Origin of the sequence: Maribacter sp. BPC-D8 (assembly GCF_035207705.1) — a bacterium.
GTDB lineage: Bacteria > Bacteroidota > Bacteroidia > Flavobacteriales > Flavobacteriaceae > Maribacter.
Genome location: NZ_CP128187.1, coordinates 3,369,583 through 3,392,469 on the forward strand (window position 1 = coordinate 3,369,583; position 22,887 = coordinate 3,392,469).

The 22,887-nt window shown below is 34.8% G+C and carries 18 protein-coding genes; 11 read left to right on the forward strand and 7 right to left on the reverse strand.

The window, feature by feature from the left end; all coding sequences use genetic code 11:
• The first annotated feature begins 127 nt into the window (after positions 1–127).
• From QSV08_RS14765 to QSV08_RS14780, 4 genes are all read left to right on the forward strand, one after another.
• Complete coding sequence (locus QSV08_RS14765) at positions 128–373, forward strand: FeoA family protein (protein WP_073241858.1); 246 nt, start codon at positions 128–130, stop codon at positions 371–373.
• Positions 370–2,556, forward strand: a complete 2,187-nt coding sequence (gene feoB / locus QSV08_RS14770; RefSeq protein ID WP_324024383.1) for a ferrous iron transport protein B — start codon at positions 370–372, stop codon at positions 2,554–2,556. Before QSV08_RS14765 ends, feoB begins: the two co-directional genes overlap by 4 nt.
• 7 nt (positions 2,557–2,563) lie before the next feature.
• Positions 2,564–2,707 carry a hypothetical protein gene (locus QSV08_RS14775; protein ID WP_299319128.1) on the forward strand — a complete coding sequence of 48 codons (144 nt, stop codon included), beginning with the start codon at positions 2,564–2,566 and terminating at the stop codon, positions 2,705–2,707.
• Positions 2,708–2,812: 105 nt separating this feature from the next.
• On the forward strand, positions 2,813–4,351 hold the full coding sequence (locus QSV08_RS14780; protein ID WP_324024385.1) for a carboxypeptidase-like regulatory domain-containing protein: 1,539 nt from the start codon (positions 2,813–2,815) through the stop codon (positions 4,349–4,351).
• Position 4,352: 1 nt separating this feature from the next.
• On the opposite strand, the gene QSV08_RS14785 is transcribed toward QSV08_RS14780, so the two are convergent.
• Positions 4,353–4,739, reverse strand: coding sequence for a DUF423 domain-containing protein (locus QSV08_RS14785; protein WP_324024387.1), 387 nt, complete (start codon positions 4,737–4,739; stop codon positions 4,353–4,355).
• Positions 4,740–4,809: 70 nt separating this feature from the next.
• On the opposite strand from QSV08_RS14785, the gene QSV08_RS14790 reads away from it, so the two are divergent.
• Both QSV08_RS14790 and QSV08_RS14795 read left to right on the forward strand, forming a co-directional pair.
• Complete coding sequence (locus tag QSV08_RS14790; RefSeq protein WP_324024389.1) at positions 4,810–5,208, forward strand: TonB-dependent receptor; 399 nt, start codon at positions 4,810–4,812, stop codon at positions 5,206–5,208.
• A gap of 26 nt (positions 5,209–5,234) precedes the next feature.
• Positions 5,235–5,531 (forward strand): hypothetical protein, encoded by a 297-nt coding sequence (locus QSV08_RS14795; RefSeq protein ID WP_324024391.1) that lies wholly within the window; start codon positions 5,235–5,237, stop codon positions 5,529–5,531.
• A gap of 100 nt (positions 5,532–5,631) precedes the next feature.
• Here the strand turns inward: QSV08_RS14795 and QSV08_RS14800 are convergent, their stop codons facing one another.
• The 4 genes from QSV08_RS14800 to QSV08_RS14815 all read right to left on the reverse strand — a co-directional run bounded on the left by QSV08_RS14800 (position 5,632) and on the right by QSV08_RS14815 (position 8,185).
• A complete protein-coding gene (locus tag QSV08_RS14800) occupies positions 5,632–6,054 on the reverse strand; it encodes a DUF2141 domain-containing protein (RefSeq protein ID WP_324024393.1) in 423 nt (140 codons plus the stop codon).
• A gap of 92 nt (positions 6,055–6,146) precedes the next feature.
• Positions 6,147–6,587 (reverse strand): hypothetical protein, encoded by a 441-nt coding sequence (locus QSV08_RS14805; protein WP_324024395.1) that lies wholly within the window; start codon positions 6,585–6,587, stop codon positions 6,147–6,149.
• An 87-nt stretch (positions 6,588–6,674) separates the two neighbouring features.
• Complete coding sequence (locus tag QSV08_RS14810; protein ID WP_299319107.1) at positions 6,675–7,496, reverse strand: ZIP family metal transporter; 822 nt, start codon at positions 7,494–7,496, stop codon at positions 6,675–6,677.
• A gap of 26 nt (positions 7,497–7,522) precedes the next feature.
• Positions 7,523–8,185 (reverse strand): metal-dependent transcriptional regulator, encoded by a 663-nt coding sequence (locus QSV08_RS14815; RefSeq protein ID WP_324024397.1) that lies wholly within the window; start codon positions 8,183–8,185, stop codon positions 7,523–7,525.
• 77 nt (positions 8,186–8,262) lie between these two features.
• Between QSV08_RS14815 and QSV08_RS14820 the strand changes: the two genes are divergently transcribed.
• Positions 8,263–10,539: a TonB-dependent receptor gene (locus QSV08_RS14820; protein WP_324024399.1), complete on the forward strand. Its 2,277-nt coding sequence runs from the start codon at positions 8,263–8,265 to the stop codon at positions 10,537–10,539.
• A 74-nt stretch (positions 10,540–10,613) separates the two neighbouring features.
• A complete protein-coding gene (locus QSV08_RS14825) occupies positions 10,614–11,756 on the forward strand; it encodes a lycopene cyclase family protein (RefSeq protein ID WP_324024401.1) in 1,143 nt (380 codons plus the stop codon).
• Here the strand turns inward: QSV08_RS14825 and QSV08_RS14830 are convergent.
• Complete coding sequence (locus QSV08_RS14830; protein WP_324024402.1) at positions 11,753–12,727, reverse strand: polyprenyl synthetase family protein; 975 nt, start codon at positions 12,725–12,727, stop codon at positions 11,753–11,755. The genes QSV08_RS14825 and QSV08_RS14830 overlap by 4 nt on opposite strands.
• 140 nt (positions 12,728–12,867) lie before the next feature.
• Positions 12,868–13,884, reverse strand: coding sequence for a GntR family transcriptional regulator (locus tag QSV08_RS14835; protein WP_324024404.1), 1,017 nt, complete (start codon positions 13,882–13,884; stop codon positions 12,868–12,870).
• A 444-nt stretch (positions 13,885–14,328) separates the two neighbouring features.
• Here QSV08_RS14835 and QSV08_RS14840 point away from each other — a divergent pair, with 444 nt between their 5' ends.
• The 3 genes from QSV08_RS14840 to QSV08_RS14850 all read left to right on the forward strand — a co-directional run bounded on the left by QSV08_RS14840 (position 14,329) and on the right by QSV08_RS14850 (position 22,876).
• Positions 14,329–17,580 (forward strand): SusC/RagA family TonB-linked outer membrane protein, encoded by a 3,252-nt coding sequence (locus QSV08_RS14840; RefSeq protein WP_324024406.1) that lies wholly within the window; start codon positions 14,329–14,331, stop codon positions 17,578–17,580.
• A 9-nt stretch (positions 17,581–17,589) separates the two neighbouring features.
• Positions 17,590–19,467 carry a RagB/SusD family nutrient uptake outer membrane protein gene (locus QSV08_RS14845; RefSeq protein ID WP_324024408.1) on the forward strand — a complete coding sequence of 626 codons (1,878 nt, stop codon included), beginning with the start codon at positions 17,590–17,592 and terminating at the stop codon, positions 19,465–19,467.
• Positions 19,468–19,534: 67 nt separating this feature from the next.
• Positions 19,535–22,876 carry a VCBS repeat-containing protein gene (locus QSV08_RS14850; protein WP_324024409.1) on the forward strand — a complete coding sequence of 1,114 codons (3,342 nt, stop codon included), beginning with the start codon at positions 19,535–19,537 and terminating at the stop codon, positions 22,874–22,876.
• The last annotated feature ends 11 nt before the right edge of the window (positions 22,877–22,887 follow it).

The following is a 22,887-nucleotide window of genomic DNA, read 5'->3' on the forward strand; positions in this document are numbered from 1 at the left end:
CTGTAACGACATCGGTTTGCAAAACCATTGATTAGCCTAAACATTAGCCGTTAATTATGCTAAAAAGTATAGGGAATAATATTATTTCCATTACTTTTGCCTTACTTATAATGAATCTAAATAAAGATTGGAAACTACAGTCGCACATTTAAAAAGAGGTCAAAAGGGGATTATAAAAGAATTCACTGAAAACCTACTACCTATTAAACTGCTAGAACTAGGTTGTTTACCTGGCAACGTTGTAGAATTGGTGCAAGTAGCTCCACTAAACGACCCTATCTATATCAATGTTAACGGATCACATATTGCCATTAGAAGAGAAATGGCTTTACATATAGCACTTGATATTATTGAAGATAATACGGTTATATGAGCAAACAAATTAATGTAGCCCTTATCGGGAACCCGAACACCGGTAAAACTTCGGTTTTTAATCAACTTACCGGGTTAAACCAGAAAGTAGGTAACTACCCAGGTATTACGGTTGAGAAAAAAGAAGGAATCTGTAAACTGCCCAGAGGTGTAAAAGCCCATATTTTAGATTTACCAGGTACATATAGTTTAAACACGACTTCGTTAGATGAAAGTGTTGCCGTCGAGTTGCTTCTTAATAAAAATGACAAGGATCACCCAGATGTCGCTATTGTAGTTTCTGATGTAGAGAACCTAAAAAGAAACCTACTACTTTTTACGCAAATAAAAGATTTAAAAATACCCACCATACTAGTCATTAACATGGCAGATCGTATGTCGCGCAAGGGTATTACTATTGATATAGAATTATTAGAAAAGAAATTAAACTCAAAAATTGCATTAGTTAGTACCCGTAAAGAAACTGGTATCGACAAGCTTAGAGAGTTAATTGCCGATCACAAGAATTTACCAAAAACTCAAAATGTAGATATTTCTGTAATTGCACCAGAGTATTTTGAAAAACTTGCTACCGCATTCCCAAAAGAAGATGTGTACAAATTGTGGCTGGTAATAACACAAGATGTCAATTTCATGCCTCTTGAAAAGACGTTATTTAAAGACGCCTCTTCGTTTGCCACTAAATCTAAATCTGAATTAAAACGTCTTCAACAAAAAGAAACGATTTTAAGATACCAGTTTATTAATGGCATTTTAAAAGAGACTTATAAGGTCGACGTTAATGCTGCCAAAGGTTTTAGAGCGACGCTAGACAAGGTTTTAACGCATAAAGTATTTGGCTACCTTATATTCTTTCTAATACTGTTGACCATATTTCAAGCGATTTATGGGTGGAGTGAATACCCGATGGATTTAATTGACGGATTCTTTGCATCAGCTACAGAATGGGTAAAAGACACATTGCCACCAGGAGTATTTACAAATCTGATTGCCGAAGGTATTTTAGCCGGTATTGGTGGTATTGTAATTTTTATTCCGCAGATCGCTTTCTTATTTCTATTTATAGCCTTGTTAGAAGAAACAGGCTACATGAGTAGGGTTGTATTTTTGATGGATAGGATAATGCGTCCGTTTGGTTTAAGCGGTAAAAGTGTTGTTCCGTTAATTTCGGGTACCGCTTGTGCCATACCAGCTGTAATGGCTACCAGAACCATTGAAAATTGGAAGGAAAGATTAATTACTATTCTTGTTACTCCGTTTACTACCTGTTCTGCAAGATTACCAGTATACCTAATTATCATCGCCTTAGTCATACCCGAGGGTAGCTTTTTGGGTTTGAGCTATAAAGCACTAACCTTAATGTCATTGTACTTAATGGGCTTTGGAGCTGCTATTTTATCGGCAGTAATCTTAAATAAAATACTTAAGATTAAGAGCAAATCTTTCTTCGTGGTAGAAATGCCGAATTACAAATTACCATTACTTAAAAACGTTGGCTACACCGTTCTTGAAAAGACAAAAAGTTTTGTTTTCGGAGCAGGTAAGATCATCTTGGCAATTTCAATAATCCTATGGTTTTTAGGTTCTAACGGATCTTCTGACGAATTTAAAAACGCAGAGACCATTGTAAACAACCGCGTAGAACAAGAAGGTTTCAGTACTAGTAGTGAAATTTATTTTGAGACCCATCAAGATGGTTTAGATATAAATGCCCCTAATGCTTCAGACCAACAAAAAGAACTTGAAGAACGCGCATTAGCACAAGAAATAGCAGGGTATAAATTAGAGCATTCTTATATGGGTCATATGGGCAAAGCAATAGAACCAATTGTTAGACCACTAGGTTATGATTGGAAAATTGGTATTGCCGTCATCACCTCATTTGCAGCTAGAGAAGTTTTTGTCGGTACATTGGCAACTATTTACAGCGTGGGTAATGATGAAGAAGAAACCATAAAAAACAGAATGGCTGCAGAAGTAAACCCTAGAACTCAAAAACCACTATTTAATTTGGCTTCTGGTGTTTCATTACTTCTATTTTATGCATTTGCTATGCAATGCATGAGTACACTTGCCGTGGTAAAAAGAGAAACAAATTCTTGGAAATGGCCTGCAGGTCAGCTAGTAATTATGAGCCTATTTGCTTATATTGTAGCTTTAATAGCATATCAATTATTAAAATAAAAAACACATGATACAACACATCTTAGTTTACATCACTTTAGCTATTTCTGTTGGTTATATAGTTACTAAATTTTTTATTCCAAAATCTATTTGGTCTAGCAAAAAAGAGAGTTCAAAGGCTTGCGGGCAAGATGGTTGCGGCTGTCATTAAGCTTTAGATTTTTGTTAAAATTTATTTAAAACGTTCACAACAGTTTCTAAAATTGTAACGTTACTTACATTGGTTCGTCTAGATTGCGTAAGAATAATCGAATCTATGAACACTAAATTACCTCTTCTAGCTTTTTTCACATTTCTAATTTTCAACCTATTTAACGCCAATGCACAGAGCTTAAGTGCAACTGTCATAGACAGTGTTAGCCAACAACCTATACCTTTTGCTTCAGTGCAATTAAAAGATAAGTGGGCTATTTCGAATGAAGAAGGTAGTTTCAATTTGGTATTCGGTGATGTCATAAAAGAATCTGACTCTCTTATTATATCTATAATGGGGTACGAGACCTTGTCTAAACCCATTTCTGAATTTACTACAACCAAAATTGCACTTGTACCTAAAGCTATAGAGTTAAGAGAAGTTATCGTCTCTAACAAGAATTATACTGCAGATGAGATTATGGATTTCGTTGAGGATAATCTAGAAAAGAACTATTCTAATGATCTCTCGAAAAAAAGACTTTTTCACCGAACATCAAATTTTGATCGTTGGACGAAAAGTGATTTTAAGGTCAAAAAATCTTCTATCGATGTATTGAATCAACAATTTATAGATAGCATCATTACTACGGTTCCAAAAAATGATAGTTATTATTCTGAAATCGTAGGAGACCTATATGGCAATCATGACGAAGAACTACAAAAATTTAATTTACTGAAAGCCTCAAAATTATATGACGAAAGCACAGAATTTGATTATGAAAAAATCGAAGAAAGATTAAACGACATTTTAATAGAAAACGTAAAACCTGGCTCTTATTTTAAAATTAAATCTGGCTTATTATCCTTCAAGATAGATTCTGATGAAGTAAGCACACTCTTTGAAGAAGATGTGGATTCTACCGATGTAGCAGCTGTTAATAAAAAGCTTGAAGAGAAAAAGAAAAGTAAAGAAGAGCAGCAAAAAAATTATGGTAATTGGAAAAGAGGTCAATTAGCAAAAATATTTAGTGGTTTACCAACACAAGAAGGTACAAAACTTAATTTTATTGAGAAGCAAAGAAAATACGATTATACACTTCAAGAATTTACCTTTTTAGGCGATAACCCGGTCTATGTAATTTCTTTTAAACCAGACGGATCAGCAGACTACGAAGGGACTTTATATGTAAATGCAGATGACTTTGCAGTAATACAAGTGGACTACTCTAATGTTAAACCTACTAGTAAATTTAGTCTACTGGGTATTTCAACTAACAACTACCTATCCAAGGGGAAAATAATTTACAACAAGGGTAAAGATGGCTTTTATGGTGTACGTTACTATGAATCTGAAAATGGTATGCGGGTCGGCGTTAGAAGACCACTAAAAATTATTGAAAAGAACAAAATCGTTAAAGGTCGAAATAAGCAAAACGAATTAGCTGGAGATATGGATTTTGTTATTATTAGTACAGAAAAGAACGAAATGATTGTATTTGAGTCCGAAAATATTAATCAGGCTACCTTTGACGGTTTTACCGAAAACAACACCATATCGCCTACTTATATGCCTAAATACGACCCAACTTTCTGGGAAGGGTATGCTATTATGGAACCGAATACAGCAATTAAAGAATTTACAGCTGCCTCTGCAGAGTAAGTTAAATCAAGTTTTTAATAAAACTATAGAATAATAACCCCCAGCCTACTACTAAAAAGAGTCCGCCAAGAGGGGTTATAGGACCCAATATTTTTATTTTATTTCCTTTGGATGCAGAAATGCATAATCCGTAGATACTGAAAGAAAATAGGATGGTTCCAATAATAAGACAATAGATAATAGCTTTTTCAAGACCCGTTTCTAGATTAAGGTTAAAGCTCAGCATTAATATTAATAGCGCGTGATACATTTGATATTTTACTCCCGTTTCAAAACTATTCAATTGATCAGCTGTAAATGTTTTCTTAAGTAAGTGTGCACCAAAAGCACCAAATACTATAGCTAACAAACCCAACAAAGCTCCTACCAATTGCGCTACTAAAACCATATTTTTTTATTTCAAAGATACTGTCATCTCCTTTTAATTCATAAATTACAGAAACCATTATCCAACAAAAATGAAAACCTATCTATCTCTTTGCTTAATAGCCGTACTACTATGTTGTAGTTGCGGACCTACAAAGAGTACAACCAAAGACAAATCATCATTAGATACTGAATTAAGAGAAAAGAATAGAGCCAATATTTCGCTATTACAACGTATAAGACAAAAACCAGGAATAGTGCTACAAAACAATGTTCCCATTTTAAATAAAACTTCTAACTCGTTCGATTCTGGCGGAAATCAAGAACCATTATACGTTTTAAATAATCAAGTAATCGGAAATTCGTTTCATTCTGTAAACGAACTGATAGATAGTTACAACGTAAAGAAGATAGTAATTCTATCTGGCGCAGATGCTGCAGGTTATGGCACCCAGGCTTCTAATGGCGTAATTAAAATAACGAGTTATTAATTCAAACTAATATTCTCCAATTAAAAATGAAAACACGTTTTAAAATATTAGCAATAGTTTTATTTCTGTTTATGTACAGCTGTACTTTTAAAGACGAGAAGGAAGAACATGCCTATATATTAATTCAAAAGGTCGAAAGATTTAAAAAGGAAAATGGAAGATTGCCAAAAAACATATCAGAAATTGGTTTGAAAGAAGCTATGGACAGTCCTGCTTTTTATCAGATAGAAAATGACTCAACTTATATTGTTTGGTATGGATTAGGTCTTGGGGAATCCAATACTTACAGCTCATCAACAAATAGTTGGACTATTGGAGGATAAATATAAATTCTAGTTTAAATTTCCTGATTTATTTCGACTCAAATCAATAAAAAATTAAGTAACTTAATGGGAAGGAAATATTTGATAAGATTTGAAAGCTCTATTGCAAACTAATATTCATCTCCATATTAGAATTTACGGTAAAGACGCATTCCTTATATTTTGGCGGACCGAACATTTTCATTTTCCCTTTTGAAAAAGCAATTTGCTCTTTTGGAATGCCTAGCATATTAGTGTCTAAGTTTTTATTTCCATTGGCATCATGAAAAATAGCAATAGCATAATCACCTTCTGGTAAATCTGTAATATCAAAAGATGTTTTTCCCTTAAGTGCTTTCTCCGACCCAGATTTGTAGACTTTATCGAACTTCAAAAAAGAACCTTCATCATTATATACCGCAAAACAGATATTCCCTTTCTCAGAGGCTACTCCGTCAATATTTAAACTAACATTATGTTGTGCGAAAAGTCCGGTAGACATTAATGATATGATAAATAATACAAATAGATTCTTTTTAATCATGGGTGCTATTTAAAATCAAAAATAGTTTCAATAGTTATACCAAAAAGGATTGAATACATTAAGGTTGTTTTTAAATTTTAGTTTATTCTCACCTAATTAGGTACACTTAAAGCTCCTGTTTTAGCGCTAAGTTTTTGAAACAATTGAACAGTTTCAACGGAATCTTTTAGGTTAAAGTATACATAGCTAGAATCTTTATAAACCAACTTTACTTTATTCTGATTGATGTTATCTACAAACACATGCACCTTCTTGTCGGTCAAAGAATCTTTAAACTCCCTAAAGACACCCTTCTCCTTTTCTAAAGCAGAAAAACCATGTAAACGCTGCATTGGCGGAATTCTTTCTACGAATACCACACTATCTAATTCACTTAAAGGGATTTCAACGTTATAAAAGCCCGAGCGTAGACCAAGACTAGTATTATCACTAGTAACCCAGTTCTTTACGTGAAGCATTAAAACAGCTGCACAAAAAATAATCGTTAAAATCAACGTAATTGTCCAGATCCAATTTTTCTTAGAAGAATGCATAAAAATTTAAAGTATCAAGTTAACAATACTATTGCCTTAAACGCTAAAATTGGGATTAAATTATTACATCACAAAAACACTTCAATTCTAACCTAAACCAACGTCTAAGGTCATCATAATTATGAAACCGCCAATGAAGCCCATTGTAGCTATATCGGTGTATTTATCTTGTTGTGTTTCTGGTATTACTTCCTCTACCACAACAAATATCATTGCGCCAGCAGCAAATGAAAGCGCATAAGGTAAAATAGGTTGAAAAGTCATGACTGCCCATGCACCTAAAACAGCAGCAACAGGTTCTACAAGTGCAGATGCCTGACCGAACATAAAACTCTTCGTTCTACTTAAACCATGTCTTCGTAACGGCATAGCTACAGCGAAACCTTCTGGAAAATTCTGTAAACCTATACCTAGTGCCAATGCAACAGCACCACCAATAGATGCACCGTCAAAACCAGCGGCTACACCACCAAAAAGAACACCTACGGCTAAACCTTCTGGTATATTATGCAATGTAATCGCTAAGGTTAACAAAGTGGTTCTGTGCCAAGGCGTCTTTACCCCTTCTGCTTCACTTTCCTTAAAATTAATATGTAAATGCGGTAAAATTTTATCCAATCCGAAAATAAACATGGCTCCTAGAAAGAAACCAATCGCTGCAGGTATCACTTTTACGAATCCTTCACCTGGGCTCATTTCAATACCAGGTGCCAATAAGCTCCAAAAACTAGCCGCAACCATCACTCCACCAGTAAAACCTAACATACCATCTAAAACAGCACGGTTCATTGTTTTAAAGAGAAAAACCAAAGCAGCACCGGCTGCAGTTAGTCCCCAAGTAAATAATGTCGCATAAAACGCAGCCAACACTGGGTCTATCGATTCAAAATACGCTATAATTTCATCCATAATTTTAAAAATTAATCAGTTAAAAACTACTCTTCATCTACTATCTCTAAAAATAAATTTGTTGCAATTTGTTTGGATATTCTGATAGACCCTGACCGCGTAGAAATAGTTACGGAACCATCAAACTCTTCAATTTCCAATATTTTAAAAGTATCGCCCAAGGCAATTTTATTCTTATCTAAAAACTTCAAAAAAGCTGCCGAAGAATCATTGACCCCAACACAAACCCCTTGACTACCAACAGGTAATTCGCTAATTAATTTCTTTACAGATTTAGTAAATACTCCGTCTTTATTAGGTATCGGGTCTCCGTGCGGATCCACTTTTGGAAATCCTAAATGGGCATCTAATTTATCTATTAAAGCATCGCTCTTTATATGTTCTAATTGTTCAGCCACTACATGCACCTCATCCCAAGAAAAATTTAATTTATCTACTAAAAATACTTCCCATAAACGATGTTTCCTAATGATAGAGAGTGCTACCAACCTACCTTCTTCTGAAAGCGATACACCTTGGTACTTTTTATAGTTCACCAAAGACTTTTCAGCCAGCTTTTTAATCATGTCGGTAACCGACGACGGCTTCGTTTTCATCTGCTCGGCTATTGCATTGGTAGCAACAGAGGTACTATTGAACTCGCTTAAATGATAAATAGCTTTTATGTAATCTTCTTCAGATAATGTCATGTTAAAACAATATAAACACAAAAATACATTTTTATACATAAAAACAATTATTTAGATTTGTCTAAAATTAAATTTAGATGATTAAAATAATATTTTTCGCTTGCTCTATTTTATCTTTCGGTATCATAAGCGCGCAAAATTCTACGATATCTGGCACTGCTTCATCAAAAGACGGTTCAGAAGCCTATGTAAATATTTACTTGAAGGGAACCGAAATAGGTACTGCTTCAGATGAAAATGGGCAGTACACTTTAAAAAACATTCCATCAGGAAAATACACACTTATAGCTTCTAACATTGGCTTTGAGAAATATTACAAAACAATTACAATTGCCGAAGGCGAAGACAAAATTGTTAATATCAGCTTATCACCCTCTACCGAATCGTTAGATGAAATGGTCGTTACCGGTACATTAAAACCTGTAAGTAGATTAGAGAGTCCAGTTCCTGTAGAAGTATACAAACCCACATTCTTTAAGAAAAACCCAACGGCTAGTATTTTTGAAGCTTTGCAAAATGTAAACGGTGTTCGCCCACAAATAAATTGCAATGTCTGTAATACAGGTGATATTCATATTAATGGTTTAGAAGGTCCGTACACATTGGTGCTTATTGACGGTATGCCTATTGTAAGTGGCCTAGGTACTGTTTATGGATTATCTGGTATACCAAATTCGCTTATTGAACAAATTGAGGTAGTGAAAGGTCCTGCCTCTACACTTTATGGAAGTGAAGCCGTTGGCGGACTCATTAATATCATCACAAAAAATAACCTGTCTGCACCTGATTTTTTCGCGGATAGTTTTGTTACCTCTTGGGGAGAATTCAACCTTGATGTTGGCACTAAATTCAATATTGGCAAAAAGACTAATGTGCTCTTAGGAGTAAACTATTTTAAATTTGATAACCCAATAGATAATAATGGAGATAATTTTACCGACCTAACCTTACAAGACCGAATTTCAGTCTTTCAAAAATGGAATTTTACTAGAAAAAACTCACGTATTCTTTCTTTAGCCGGGCGCTTTTTTTACGAAGATAGATGGGGTGGCGAAATGCAATGGACTCCCGACTTTAGAGGTGGAGATGAAATTTATGGAGAAAGTATTTACACCCGTAGATGGGAAGTTTTAGGTAAATATCAATTACCGGTAGAAGAGCAATTAATGCTTTCATTTTCATATAATGATCATAAACAAAATTCTGTTTACGGCGATGTTCCCTATTTAGCTGATCAACGTATAGGGTTTACTCAATTAACATGGGACAAAACTGTTGGTAAGCACAGTCTTTTAGCAGGTACTGCCTTACGTTACAATTACTACGATGACAATACACCAGCTACGTTGAGTACTGATGGTAATCAGCCAGACGAAGTTTTAATACCGAGTATTTTTGTACAAGATGAAATAGCCTTAAATAAAAAGCACTCTTTATTATTAGGTGGTCGATACGACTATGACGACCGCCACGGTAACATTTTTACGCCCAGAGGAGCATATCGTTTTAAATTCACTGACAATGATATTATTCGTTTAAACGCTGGTACTGGGTTTAGAGTAGTAAACTTATTTACAGAAGAACATGCGGCTCTTACTGGCTCGCGAGATGTTATTATTGCCGAAGAATTAAAACCAGAACGTTCATTTAATGTAAACCTAAATTATTTGAAGAAAATTTATGGTGACAATGGCACTTTTGTAAGTTTAGATGCCTCTGTATTTTATACAAATTTTCAGAATGTAATTATCCCTGATTACGATACAAACCCAAATCAGATTATATATGATAATTTAAACGGCACCTCTATTTCAAAAGGAGTGAGCGCTAATGTAGATGTTTCATTTTACAACGGTTTAAAATTCATGCTAGGTGGTACTTTACAGAATGTGAGCAATACTGAAGACGGAGTAAAAGAAAGGCAAATTCTTACAGAAAGTTATTCTGCAAACTGGAGTGTTAGTTATGATATTCGCACTTGGGATGTAAACATTGATTATACAGGAAATTTATACGGACCAATGCGTTTACCTACTTTAGGCGAAAACGACCCTAGAAGCGATTTTTCACCGGCATGGAGTATTCAAAACATTCAATTCACTTATGATGGTTTAAAGAATTTTGAATTCTATGGCGGAGTGAAAAACTTATTAGATTGGACCCCAAATAGAGGAAATCCGTTTATAATAGCACGTGCAAACGATCCATTTGATAAAGAAGTTACTTTTGATACTAATGGCAATGCTGTAGCCACACCAAACAACCCAAATGGGTTGACTTTTGACCCTTCATATGTATATGGACCAAACCAAGGTATAAGATCATTTTTTGGGTTACGTTACACCTTGAATTAAGCACAAAAGACAATTGCTATTTCGTATTTTTGAGATTCTCAGCATTTGTACACTGAGCAAAGTTTCAAAAAATCATGAACGAATACGATTATATCATTATTGGAGCAGGTGCATCTGGTTTATTACTAGCTGATGCCATGCTTAATGATTCGTTTTTTGATCATAAAAAGATATTGATTCTTGACAAAGATCCCAAAAATAGTAATGATAGAACATGGTGTTTTTGGGAAGAGGGCGATGGTCAGTTTGAAGCTATTATCCATAAAAGATGGCATTCTATTCACTTTCAAGGTGAAGACATTCTAAAAAGAACAGATATCAATCCGTATTCTTATAAAATGATTCGCAGTATTGATTTTTACAATCATTACCTAGGTCGAATAAAAGAATCATCGAACATCACTTTTGTTCAAGAAGGTATGGTAGACTTAAATGAGTCCGCCACCGAGGTTACTGTAAAAACTACGAATAACACGTATTCTGGCAAGTACATATTCAATAGCCTTTTTGACTATAAAATGGCAACTGGGCAAAAAAAATATCCGGTATTGCAGCAGCATTTTGTGGGATGGGTGATTAAAACTGAAAAGCCTATTTTCAATGCCAATGAAGTTACTTACATGGATTTTTCCATCCCTCAAAAAGGAAATACCCGTTTTATGTATGTACTACCCTATTCAAATGACACCGCGTTAATTGAATACACCTTGTTCTCAGAACAATTATTACGAAAAGCTGAATATGAAGCTGCTATAACAGCATATATAAAAGATCGTTTTAAATGCGAAACTTATGAGATTATTGAAAAAGAAGCGGGTAGCATACCAATGACAGCGTATGACTTTCGAGAACACCACACCAAAAGAATTAGATATATAGGTACCGCAGGCGGATGGGCAAAACCAAGCACAGGCTACACTTTAATGAGTACTGCAAATAAGATTCCGAAATTAATTGAACTTATAAAACAAGGTAAGCCGCTTCAAAAACTGAATTTAAAAAATAAGTTCTGGTTTTATGATATGCTCTTTTTAGATGTTTTACATCATAATAATGGTAACGGACATGCCATTTTCGAATCTATTTTTAAATCTTTAAAACCGCAAATGGTATTTAAATTTCTTGATGAAAAAACAAGTTTAAAAGAAGATATCATTTACATAAATTCTTGTCCGAAAGCTCCATTTATAAAAGCGTTGTTTAGAAGGTTATTTTAAACCGTTCTATTCATAAGGTTTTCGCCGAATTGTTTTAACAAATCTTTGTTTTCCTGCTCTATCTCCATTTCATCCAATACTTCAAATGCCTTGGCGGTATAGTCTGAAATAGCAACTTTAGTCGCCCTATCGGCTTCTGTTTTCTCAAAAATTGAGCGTACAGCCTTAATCTTAGATTCTGATTCTTTTGGCTGAATAGAGTATAAATGCTCTAATTCTTGCTTCATTATTTCAGAACCAGAATTCAAAGCTTTTAGATATAAATACGTTTTCTTATTCTCAATAATATCGCCACCTACTTGTTTACCGAACGTTTCTGGATCCCCGAATACATCTAAATAATCATCTTGCAATTGAAAGGCAATACCAAGATTTAATCCGAAATTATACATTTGTTCTTGCGCAGTATCTGAAGCACCGGCAACAATAGCTCCCATTTTAAGAGCTGCAGCAACAAGAACAGCAGTTTTGTACTCGATCATTTTTAAATATTCAGGTAACATTACATCGTCTCTTGTTTCAAAATCGACATCGTATTGTTGACCCTCGCAAACTTCTAATGCTGTTTTACTAAACAATTTGGCAAGATCTCTAAATACATTAGGCTCATAGTTTTCAAAAAGCTGATACGCCATAATTAACATCGCATCACCAGATAGAATACCAGTATTTATATCCCATTTTTCATGAACGGTAGTTTGCCCTCTACGAACAGGAGCATCATCCATAATATCATCATGTACTAAAGAAAAATTATGAAAAACCTCAATAGCTACTGCAGCATCTAAAGCTTTTTTAAAGTCACCTTTAAAAATCTCAGCAGTCATTAATACTAGAACCGGTCTTAAGCGCTTTCCACCTAAACCAAGAATATAAGTAATGGGCTCATAAAGGTTTCTAGGTTCCTTTGTAATTTTCATTGAGTCCAAATACGCAATAAACTCTTCTCTATATTCAGTAATAGTATGCATTCCTCGCAATTTTTTTCAAAAATAGAACAAATAAGATTGAATTACCCCCTTTTTACTCTCGAAGGAACAAATCTCTAAACCCTATTATAATCAAGAAAATTAAGATTCTAACCTCAGCGTTAAATTGAAGTAGAATAATGTTATAAAGAAGCGCGTTTAATTAACCTTGATGGCATAATTACCTGAGTAACACTTTCATTTTTTATATGTCTAGCTGCTGCCTTGGCCATTTCATTAAAATCTGTAGAAATAGTAGTAATACCACCAAAAACAATCTCTTTCGAAACATTATCATTCTGTGAAAGTATACCGATATCCTCTCCGATCACTAACTTTTTACGCACAGAATCACGTAAAATATGCCATAGAATAGTATCACCTAATGCAAAATAAAGGTTGCCCTTAGTAGCAGAACCGATAGTATAGTTCTCTTTAACTACACCATCGATTGAAAACTCCTTTAAAAATTTCTCAAAAGCTTTTTTAATGGTTAAGGGAGAATAATCACTCTCTTCATTAAAATAAAGTATAATCTTATTATATTTTTTGATTTCAGGAAGCAATTGCACCAAAGAAGAATAAATAACATCTTCGAATTCTTGAGAAATATAAGAAAAAGACTTTCCTAAATTCAAATAACGATCTACTAGCAGTAATTTTTTAGGCTCAATATTCTGCAGTAACTGAGCAGTTTTTTGATTTTGAATAGGCGCGACAACATACATTCCATATTTACCGTTAATATTGGTCATAATAGTCTCGAAAACGGTCGGATTATTATGATGAAAAAAAACATCGATTTGAAAACGTTTACCCATCTCTTTTCGAAAGGTTTTGTAAAATTCTTCTTGATAACTTTGAAAAGCGAACAACAACAACGCCATTCTTTTAGTAATGTTAGTTGCTTGGCTAATAACAAAATACCCTTTTAATTGTCTAGACTCAATTAAGCCCCTATTTTTAAGTTCTTCATAGGCTTTAAAAATAGTTTTTCGAGCATAACCAATTTCTTCGACCATAATATTTATAGAAGGTAAGCGGTCACCGACGGTCAATTCTCCTCCTTCAATTGATTCAATAACTCCCTGAACCAATTGCTCGTGTTTTGTAAGGTTATTATTGTGGGTTAGATTTAAAATTCTACTAATAACCGGCATAAATTATAATCAAATTAAGAGCCGTCAATATACAATTTAATAAAATATACCAAAATTTTACCATTTTCAACTTCACTCTCAAACGGTAATTCAGCAAAGAAGAATTAATAATAAATCTGTGATTAGGCGTAATTAAAAATGAAGTTAAGCTTTCAAGCGAAACTTTTTTAAAAATTTTTTTTGATTGAAAAAAAATCATATCCAAACGAAAACCCCTACAAATAGGGACTCCTAATAAAATGTTAACGATAACAGATCCTTAATATTTTGTATTTCAAATATCATATTCTAAATATATACAAGCAAAATTTATTAAATTAACATTAATTTATATATTTGTCTATAGTAGCATAGTGTATCATAGTCTTTTTATCTCAAAATGCTTCCATGAGATTATGATTCCAATGCCAACAACAATAACTAACAACTGTAACAACTAACTTTATGAATTATCAAAAAAACTTTCCTAAGTTTTCCATGATTCGAAATCATGTAGGCTTAACGATGATTTTATTTTTTAGTGGATTTCTCTTGACCAGTCTCCACGCACAAACAACTGTTTCAGGTACTATTACATCAGCCTCAGACAACATGCCGTTACCGGGTGTATCTGTCATTGATGCAAATAACCCAACAACGGGAGTACAAGCAGATTTTGACGGTAATTTTACCATCACCATCGATGATGGCAATTCTAGTTTACGATTTAGCTATATTGGTTTTAAAGCTGTTGTAGTACCCGTAAATAACAAAAGTACCATCAACGTTTCTCTAGAAGAAGACGTTGCCAACCTAGACGAAGTAGTTGTCGTTGGTTATGGTACACAGAAAAAAGCAACTGTAACAGGTGCAGTTACTGCGGTACAAGGTCCCGTTCTAGAAAGTTCGCCCGCAATTAGTGTATCGAACTCGCTGGCAGGTAGACTACCTGGGGTAGTAATCGTACAAACCAGTGGTGAGCCTGGTAATGACGAATCTACTATTAGCATTCGTGGTACAAACACTTTGGGTAACAACCAACCATTAATTGTAATTGATGGTATACCAGATAGAGATGGTGGTATAGGTCGTATTAATGCAGATGACATTGCTAATATTTCTGTACTTAAAGATGCTTCGGCTGCAATATATGGAGCAAGAGCTGCAAACGGTGCAATTATAGTTACCACTAAAACTGGTAAAGTTGGCAAAATGCAAATAAACTACAAAGCCGATTTCGGACTTACAAGACCGACAAGAACTCCAGAAATGGCTAGTGCTGTAGAGTACCAAACCATAATGAACGAACTGGCAATTTACAATAGTAACATACCAGCATCGCAATGGGGTACAGCAAATACTGCATTTCAAAATTCTGGTAGCTATACAATACCTGGCAGCAGCCCTGCAGAAACTGTAAATGCAGCTTTTAGTCCAGAGACAATTAACAACTATAGAACTAGTGCAGATCCATGGTTATACCCAGACACAGATTGGTTCGGTGCAACTTTTAAAGATTGGGCAGAACAACAAAGACACAATCTATCTATTAGTGGTGGTAATGAAGATTTAAAATATTATGCTTCTTTAGGCTATTCTGATCAAGGTGCTATCTATAAGAATTCTGCTAACAGGTATCAGCAATATAATTTTAGATTAAATACCGATGCTAGAATTAACGACTACATTTCTACAAAGTTGAGCATGTCATACAGGAAGGAAGATAGAACTTTCCCTACTGAAGGTGCAGGTGCTATTTTTAGAATGTTAATGAGAGGTAGACCAAATGAACCTGCAATATGGCCAAACGGATTACCAGGACCTGATATTGAAAATGGTCAACAACCAGTTGTTGTTACAACCAATGCTACTGGTTATGACAAACAACCTACAGATTACCTACAATTTACTGGTTCGGTTGATATTACGAACCCATGGGTTGAAGGTCTTAAATTAAATTTAACCGCAGGTGTAGATCAAAGCCAGTTACGTAGAAAATTATGGCAAACACCATGGACACTTTATTCATTAGACCGTGCAAACTACATTGCAACAGGAACTCCTGAACTAAGCGGATCTATTCGTTCAAATTTTACAGACGCAAGATTATTACAATCATCTAATAATGTACTAAACACTAACCTTACTGGTATATTAACTTATGATAGAACCATTGGTGAAGATCATAACATTGGTCTTTTAGCAGGTATTACACGTGAAAATTTTCAAGGTGAGTTTTTCTCAGCATTTAGAAGAAATTATCTTTCTACGGCAGTTGATCAACTTGGCGTTGGTGGTGAAATTGCACAAGAAACAGATGGTTATGGATATAACCGAACTCGTTTAGGCTACTATGGTCGTGCTCAGTACAACTACAAAGAAAAATATTTGGCTGAATTTATTTGGAGAGTTGATGGTTCTTACATCTTCCCAGGTGATGATCGTTTCGGTTTCTTCCCAGGTTTATTACTTGGTTGGAACATTAATAACGAAGATTGGTTCAATGTAGATTCAATCAGTTACTTAAAACTTAGAGCTTCTTACGGTGAAATGGGTAACGATCAAGTTTCTTTTGACTCCAATGGTGATGGCGAGATTACAGATGACGAATTACAGGAATATGCATATCAGTCTATTTATGAGTTCGGACAGTACCCTGTAAATGGTCAAGTACAAACTACATTATTCGAAAACTTATTGGCTAACCCAAGCTTTACTTGGGAGCGTGCTAAAAACTATAACATTGGTTTAGATGGTATAGTGCTTGATGGCAAATTGAGTTTCACCTTAGAATACTTTTTAAACAAACGTGATCAAATTCTAATTCAGAAAACAGGTTCTACACCAGGTTCTTCAGGTATTTCTGCCCTTTTACCTCCAGTTAATGCTGGTAAGGTAAATAATGAAGGTTTTGAATTTGCTTTAAACTATTTCGGCGGTAGTGTTGATGGTTTTAAGTGGGATGTAGGTGTAAATGGTGGTTATGCTCAAAACAGTGTTGAATTTTTAGATGAAATTCCTGGAGCTCCAGACTATCAATTACAAGAAGGAAAGCCAATTGGTTCGTACTTAGTATATGAGTCAGATGGTGTGTTCATTGATGAAGCAGCCGTAAGCGCAAATACATTAGACTATAGTGCTGTTAAGCCTCAATTAGAACCAGGTGACATGAAATTTAAAGATGTTAATGGTGATGGTGCTATTAATGATTTAGATCAAGTAAGACTAACAAACAGCATCAATCCTAATTTCAACTTTGGTGTTACCTTCAATGCTTCTTATAAGAATTTTGACCTTTCACTTTTATTACAAGGTGCAACAGGTGCCAAATTATTCATTCAAACAGAATCTGGAGATATCGGTAACTTCTTAAAGTATAGCTACGATAATAGATGGAGTCCAGATAACCCAAGTAGTGTACACCCAAGACTAGCAAGTCGAGGAGATACGTATTATACAGGTGGTGATTATGGAAATAATACATATAACCTTTTTAGTAAAGATTATATAAGACTTAAGAATGTTCAACTAGCATATAATTTCCCGTCAGAAATGATTAGTCAGTTCGGACTTTCTAAATTCAAGGTATACATGAGCGGCCTTAACTTGGCTACATGGGCAGCTCAAGATATCTATGACCCTGAGTCGACTAGTAATAGTGGTCAGTTCTACCCACAACAGTCAATTATTAACACAGGTTTTAGTTTAACATTTTAAAAAAAAATCATGAAAAAAAGAAAATTAGTACTCTTAGGCTTACTAACGCTAGCGTTAGTACCTATTTCGTGTAATGAAGATTTTTTAGAAACTTCACCATTAGATGCAATTTCCGCAGATGCTACTTGGGCAGATGGGGCTTTATCAGAAGCTTTTGTATTTAATGTGTACTCATCTCTAGGCTATGGAGGATTTGAGGAAGAGGGTTTATCTTCATTAACGGACGAAGCAATGTTTACCCACTCTGGTAGAGGGGTTAATGTAATTAACGAAGGTTCACTTTCACCGTCAGGTACGGGGAATGTAAATATCATTCCGCAATGGAACGAGTTGTATTTAGCTATTCGTAAAGCGAATATCGCAATACAAGAATTACCAAATGCTGCTTTTGATGACCAAGCACTAAAAGATAGATTACTAGGTGAGTCTCATTTTTTAAGAGCTTATTACTATCATCAACTAATGCGCTTTTATGGTGGTGCACCATTAATAGATGCTCCTTATGGTCTTGACGACGACTATACAATAGCTAGAGGAACATACGCTGAGAACGTAACTTTCGTAACTGATGATTTAGACAAAGCAATTTCATTGTTAGACGGTAAAGACGTTACACCTGGTAGAGCATCAATGTTAAGTGCTATGGGTTTAAAATCTAGAGTACTTACATATGCAGCAAGTGATTTACGCGACGGCCCTACAGCTAGCGCAAAATCGGCAACATTGGGTGGTTACTCAAATCTAGAATTAGTTGCTTACACTTCTGGCGATAGAGATGCTAGATGGACGTTAGCTAAAACTGCAGCCAAGGCAGTATTAGATGCAACAACTGGTTACAAATTAGATTTAGCAGCGCCTGCATCTGCAGAAGAAGCTGAACAGACTTATATCTCCATTGCTATGGGAGGTGGAAGTGCTGTTGGTGATGCTGCTGCAAGATCTGAACTTTTATTTGAAAGAACACACTCACCATTATTTACAGCTGAGAGTAACTGGCCTTTAGGTGGTATTCACCAAGGGATTAATAACGGTCCAAACGGTTACCATAACTGGGCAGGTAATACACCTATTCAACAATTGGTAGATGATTACCAAATGATGGATGGTTCTGATTTCGATTGGAGCAATCCTGAGCACGCTGCTGCTCCTTATGACAACAGAGACCCAAGATTGACTGCAACTGTTCTTTACGACGGTGCTGCTTGGAAACCAAGACCAGATGATGTAGCTGCTATTGATCCTTACAATGAAATTCAAACAGGTACTTATGCAGATGGTAGTGGCGGAATTATTGCAGGTGTTGACATGCGTGATTCTCCAATTGAAAACTGGAATGGAAGTAGAACAGGATATTACGTTCGTAAATTTATTGATTCAGATCCATCATTAGTAGACAATCAATCAAGTGCACAGGTAGTGCCATGGCCGTTTATTCGTTATACTGAAGTTATATTGAATTATGTAGAAGCATCGATTGCACTTGGTGATGAAGGTGAAGCTAGAAATTGGCTGAACAAGATTCGTTATAGAGCAGGTATGCCAGCAATTGAATCATCAGGCACTGAGCTTTTAGAAGACTATATCAACGAAAGAAGGGTTGAATTAGCTTATGAAGAGCATAGATACCATGATGCCAGAAGATGGATGATCGCTGACCAAACATTGGGTAGAGGTATTAAAGTAATGAAAGTTACCGCAGCCCTTAAAGCAGGTGCTACACCAAGAGCTCCTTATCAATATGACACAACAGTATATGATTACACCTATACCGTTGTTGATAATAATGATAATGAAACTAGAACTTGGGATGACAAAATGTATTTCATGCCTATTAGTAGAGATGAAATCAACAGAAATAACCTATTGATTCAGAATCCGGGTTATTAGTTAAGTTTAAATTGAGTTAATTTAAAGATCTATCCCCTTTTGGGATAGATCTTTTACTTTTAAGCAAATGACAAAAAATCTAACTCTCTATTTTCTTATTATATGTACACTTCTTCAAAGCTGTACAGAAAAGTCTAAAAAAGATGAAGTAACGGCTACTATAGATAAGCCAGAAAAACCATCTTTATTTACACTGTTATCTGACAGTGAAACGAACGTAACTTTTCAGAACACATTAAAAGAGGGGCTAAATGCTAATGTATTGGTATATGAATACTTATATAATGGTGGTGGCGTAGCTACAGGAGACTTTAATAATGACGGATTACAAGATTTATATTTCACCTCTAATATGGCTGAAAATAAGTTCTATTTAAATGAAGGCGATTTTACTTTTAAAGACGTAACCGCAATTTCAAAAGTCAATGGCAGACCAGGACCCTGGAAAACAGGCATTACTTCTGCAGATGTAAATGGTGATGGTAAATTAGACCTATACCTATGTTATTCAGGAGCATTACCAGATGCTAAGCGTAAAAATCAACTTTTTATCAATCAAGGTAACGACGATAATAACATTCCTATTTTCAAAGAGCAAGCTGAAGAATATGGTTTGGCAAGTGCTGCATTCAGCAACCAAGGTTATTTTTTTGATTATGATAAAGATGGCGATTTAGACATGCTGTTACTAAACCATAATCCGAAATCATTACCAGTATTAAATGAAGTTAGTACAAAAGCATTTTTAAAAAAAGACGACCCGTTTCAAGGTACTCGCCTATTTGAACAAAGAGATAATAAATTTTACGACATTACCGAAAAAGCAGGCGTTAGCGGTTCTGCTTTAACCTACGGATTAGGTATTGCAATAAGTGACATCAATAACGACGGATGGCAAGATTTCTACATTTCTAATGACTACACCGTGCCAGATTACTTGTACATTAATAATCAAAACGGAACATTTACAGACCAATTGGGCAGCCAAATGGGACATATAAGTCACTTCTCTATGGGAAATAATGTGGCGGATATTAATAATGACGGCCTACAAGATATTTTCACTTTAGATATGTTGCCAAAAGATAACAAACGCCAAAAGCTACTTTTATCTCCGGATAATTATGAAAAATTCGATTTAAATATAAGAAGCGGATTTCATCATCAGTATATGCGAAACATGCTACAATTGAACAATGGCGATGATACCTTTAGTGAAATTGGACAACTTTCAGGTATCTCAAATACAGATTGGAGTTGGGCTCCTCTATTTGCAGATTTTGATAATGACGGATTTAAAGATTTGTTTATTTCTAACGGATATTTTAGAGATTACACCAATTTAGATTTCATCAACTACATGGATAGTTACGTTCAATCTAAAGGCAGGTTACAACGACAAGATGTTCTTGAACTCATAAAAGAAATGCCAGCCTCTAACCTAACCAATTTCTTTTACAGCAATAAAGACGGCGTAAATTTTACAGACAATACTAAAAGTGCTGGAATAGATCAACCCGCAAATAGTAACGGAGCCATATATACCGATTTAGATAATGATGGTGATTTGGATTTGGTGGTAAATAACATTAATAAACCCGCTTTTATTTACAGAAACGATTCGCCAAATGAAACCAATAATTATTTGAGTATAGAACTTAAAGGAAGTGATAAAAATACAAATGGTATTGGTTCTAAAGTAAGTATTTTCAGTAATGAAGAAACACAAATAATTGAACAGATGCCTACTCAAGGTTATCTATCAACTGTTTCGCCCATTTTACATTTTGGATTGGCTGATAATACTACAATAGATTCCCTAGTAATTAATTGGAATTCGGGTAACACAGAAACCCTCACACAAGTTTCTACAAATCAATTATTGGTACTTGAAGAAGGTAATGCGAAAAAATCAGTTTTAGTAAAAGACAAATCAGAAGTCTTATTTTCAAAGGTCGCAAGTGCTATTAATTACCAGCACCGATCATCATCAGTAAATGACTTTAAAAGGCAATCACTTTTATTAAAACAAGTATCTCATGACGGTCCGCCAATGGCGAAGGGAGATATTAATAATGACGGATTAGAAGATATTATCATTGGTGGTGGCATTGGGCAAGCAACAACCATATTTTTTCAGACCAACCCTAAGAAATTTACTAAAAAAGTCAATGCTAGTTTTGATGTAGACAAAGAAAGCTTCGATTCAGACTTCGCACTTTTTGATGTAAATAATGATGGTAATTTAGATATTTACATTGCTAGTGGCGGCTACCATAACTTTGCCCAAAATGACCCTTTATTACAAGACCGAATTTATTTAGGTGATGGCAAAGGTAATTTTGTAAAATCTGAATCTGCCTTACCAAGTATACCAACAAACACAGGTTCAGTTGCTTTTTCAGATGTGAACGATGATACCTTTTTAGATATATTCGTTGGTGGATCTATTACTCCCGGCCGTTTTCCTGAATCATCTAGAAGCTATATTCTAATAAATGATGGCAAAGGAAATTTTACGGACAAGACCGATGCTATTCAGCCAGAACTGAAAAATTTAGGGATGACCACCGATGCCGTATGGGCAGACATGGACGGTGACCAAATCGATGATTTAATAGTTGTTGGTGAATGGATGCCTATTTCTATTTACCTCAATAAAAATGGTAAATTAATTAATGAAACCAATCAGTTTTTTGAAGAGCCTTTATCTGGATTATGGACAAGTCTGCAGATAACTGACCTTAATAAAGATGGCAAACCAGATATAATTGCAGGTAATATAGGTAGCAATACTCAATTTAAATTGAGCAACGATACTCCCGCTGAATTGTATTATTCAGATTTTGACAATAATGGTTCTGTAGATCCTATTTTGAATTTTTATATGGATGGTACTAGTTACCCCTATATCACAAGAGATGAGTTGCTAGGTCAACTTTCAGGTAAACGACAACAGTTTAATAGTTATGAAAAATACGCCAATGCAACTTTAAAAGACATTTTCACTGAAACCGAATTGCAGAAGGCCAATAAACTAACCATAACACATCAAAAAACTACCGTTTTAATGAGCAACTCAAATGGCAAATACCAAAACATACCATTACCTGTTGAATCGCAATACGCCCCCGTTTCAGAAATTATAAGTTCAGATTTCAACAATGACGGGATTGTAGATTTGCTACTTTTAGGCAACAATGATTTTTATAAACTTAGAATAGGGAAGTTTGATGCCAACTACGGCACAGTACTTTTAGGTGTCGGCGACGGTACTTTTAAATATGTATCGCAACCAAAATCTGGACTATCAATAAAAGGAAGCAATACCCATGCAATATTGATAAATGATGAACTTATATTGACTAGTTACGGCGCAGCAACTGAAACCTATAAACTTTTAAAATAGCTCTTAATTTA

Coding starts and splice junctions, on each gene's coding strand:
- QSV08_RS14840 (WP_324024406.1), top strand. CDS start 14,329: ATGAATTATCAAAAAAACTTTCCTAAGTTTTCCATGATTCGAAATCAT.
- QSV08_RS14820 (WP_324024399.1), top strand. CDS start 8,263: ATGATTAAAATAATATTTTTCGCTTGCTCTATTTTATCTTTCGGTATC.
- QSV08_RS14785 (WP_324024387.1), bottom strand. CDS start 4,739: ATGGTTTTAGTAGCGCAATTGGTAGGAGCTTTGTTGGGTTTGTTAGCT.
- QSV08_RS14830 (WP_324024402.1), bottom strand. CDS start 12,727: ATGCATACTATTACTGAATATAGAGAAGAGTTTATTGCGTATTTGGAC.
- QSV08_RS14795 (WP_324024391.1), top strand. CDS start 5,235: ATGAAAACACGTTTTAAAATATTAGCAATAGTTTTATTTCTGTTTATG.
- QSV08_RS14850 (WP_324024409.1), top strand. CDS start 19,535: ATGACAAAAAATCTAACTCTCTATTTTCTTATTATATGTACACTTCTT.
- QSV08_RS14780 (WP_324024385.1), top strand. CDS start 2,813: ATGAACACTAAATTACCTCTTCTAGCTTTTTTCACATTTCTAATTTTC.
- QSV08_RS14810 (WP_299319107.1), bottom strand. CDS start 7,496: ATGGATGAAATTATAGCGTATTTTGAATCGATAGACCCAGTGTTGGCT.
- QSV08_RS14825 (WP_324024401.1), top strand. CDS start 10,614: ATGAACGAATACGATTATATCATTATTGGAGCAGGTGCATCTGGTTTA.
- QSV08_RS14800 (WP_324024393.1), bottom strand. CDS start 6,054: ATGATTAAAAAGAATCTATTTGTATTATTTATCATATCATTAATGTCT.
- QSV08_RS14790 (WP_324024389.1), top strand. CDS start 4,810: ATGAAAACCTATCTATCTCTTTGCTTAATAGCCGTACTACTATGTTGT.
- QSV08_RS14835 (WP_324024404.1), bottom strand. CDS start 13,884: ATGCCGGTTATTAGTAGAATTTTAAATCTAACCCACAATAATAACCTT.
- QSV08_RS14845 (WP_324024408.1), top strand. CDS start 17,590: ATGAAAAAAAGAAAATTAGTACTCTTAGGCTTACTAACGCTAGCGTTA.
- feoB (WP_324024383.1), top strand. CDS start 370: ATGAGCAAACAAATTAATGTAGCCCTTATCGGGAACCCGAACACCGGT.
- QSV08_RS14805 (WP_324024395.1), bottom strand. CDS start 6,587: ATGCATTCTTCTAAGAAAAATTGGATCTGGACAATTACGTTGATTTTA.
- QSV08_RS14775 (WP_299319128.1), top strand. CDS start 2,564: ATGATACAACACATCTTAGTTTACATCACTTTAGCTATTTCTGTTGGT.
- QSV08_RS14815 (WP_324024397.1), bottom strand. CDS start 8,185: ATGACATTATCTGAAGAAGATTACATAAAAGCTATTTATCATTTAAGC.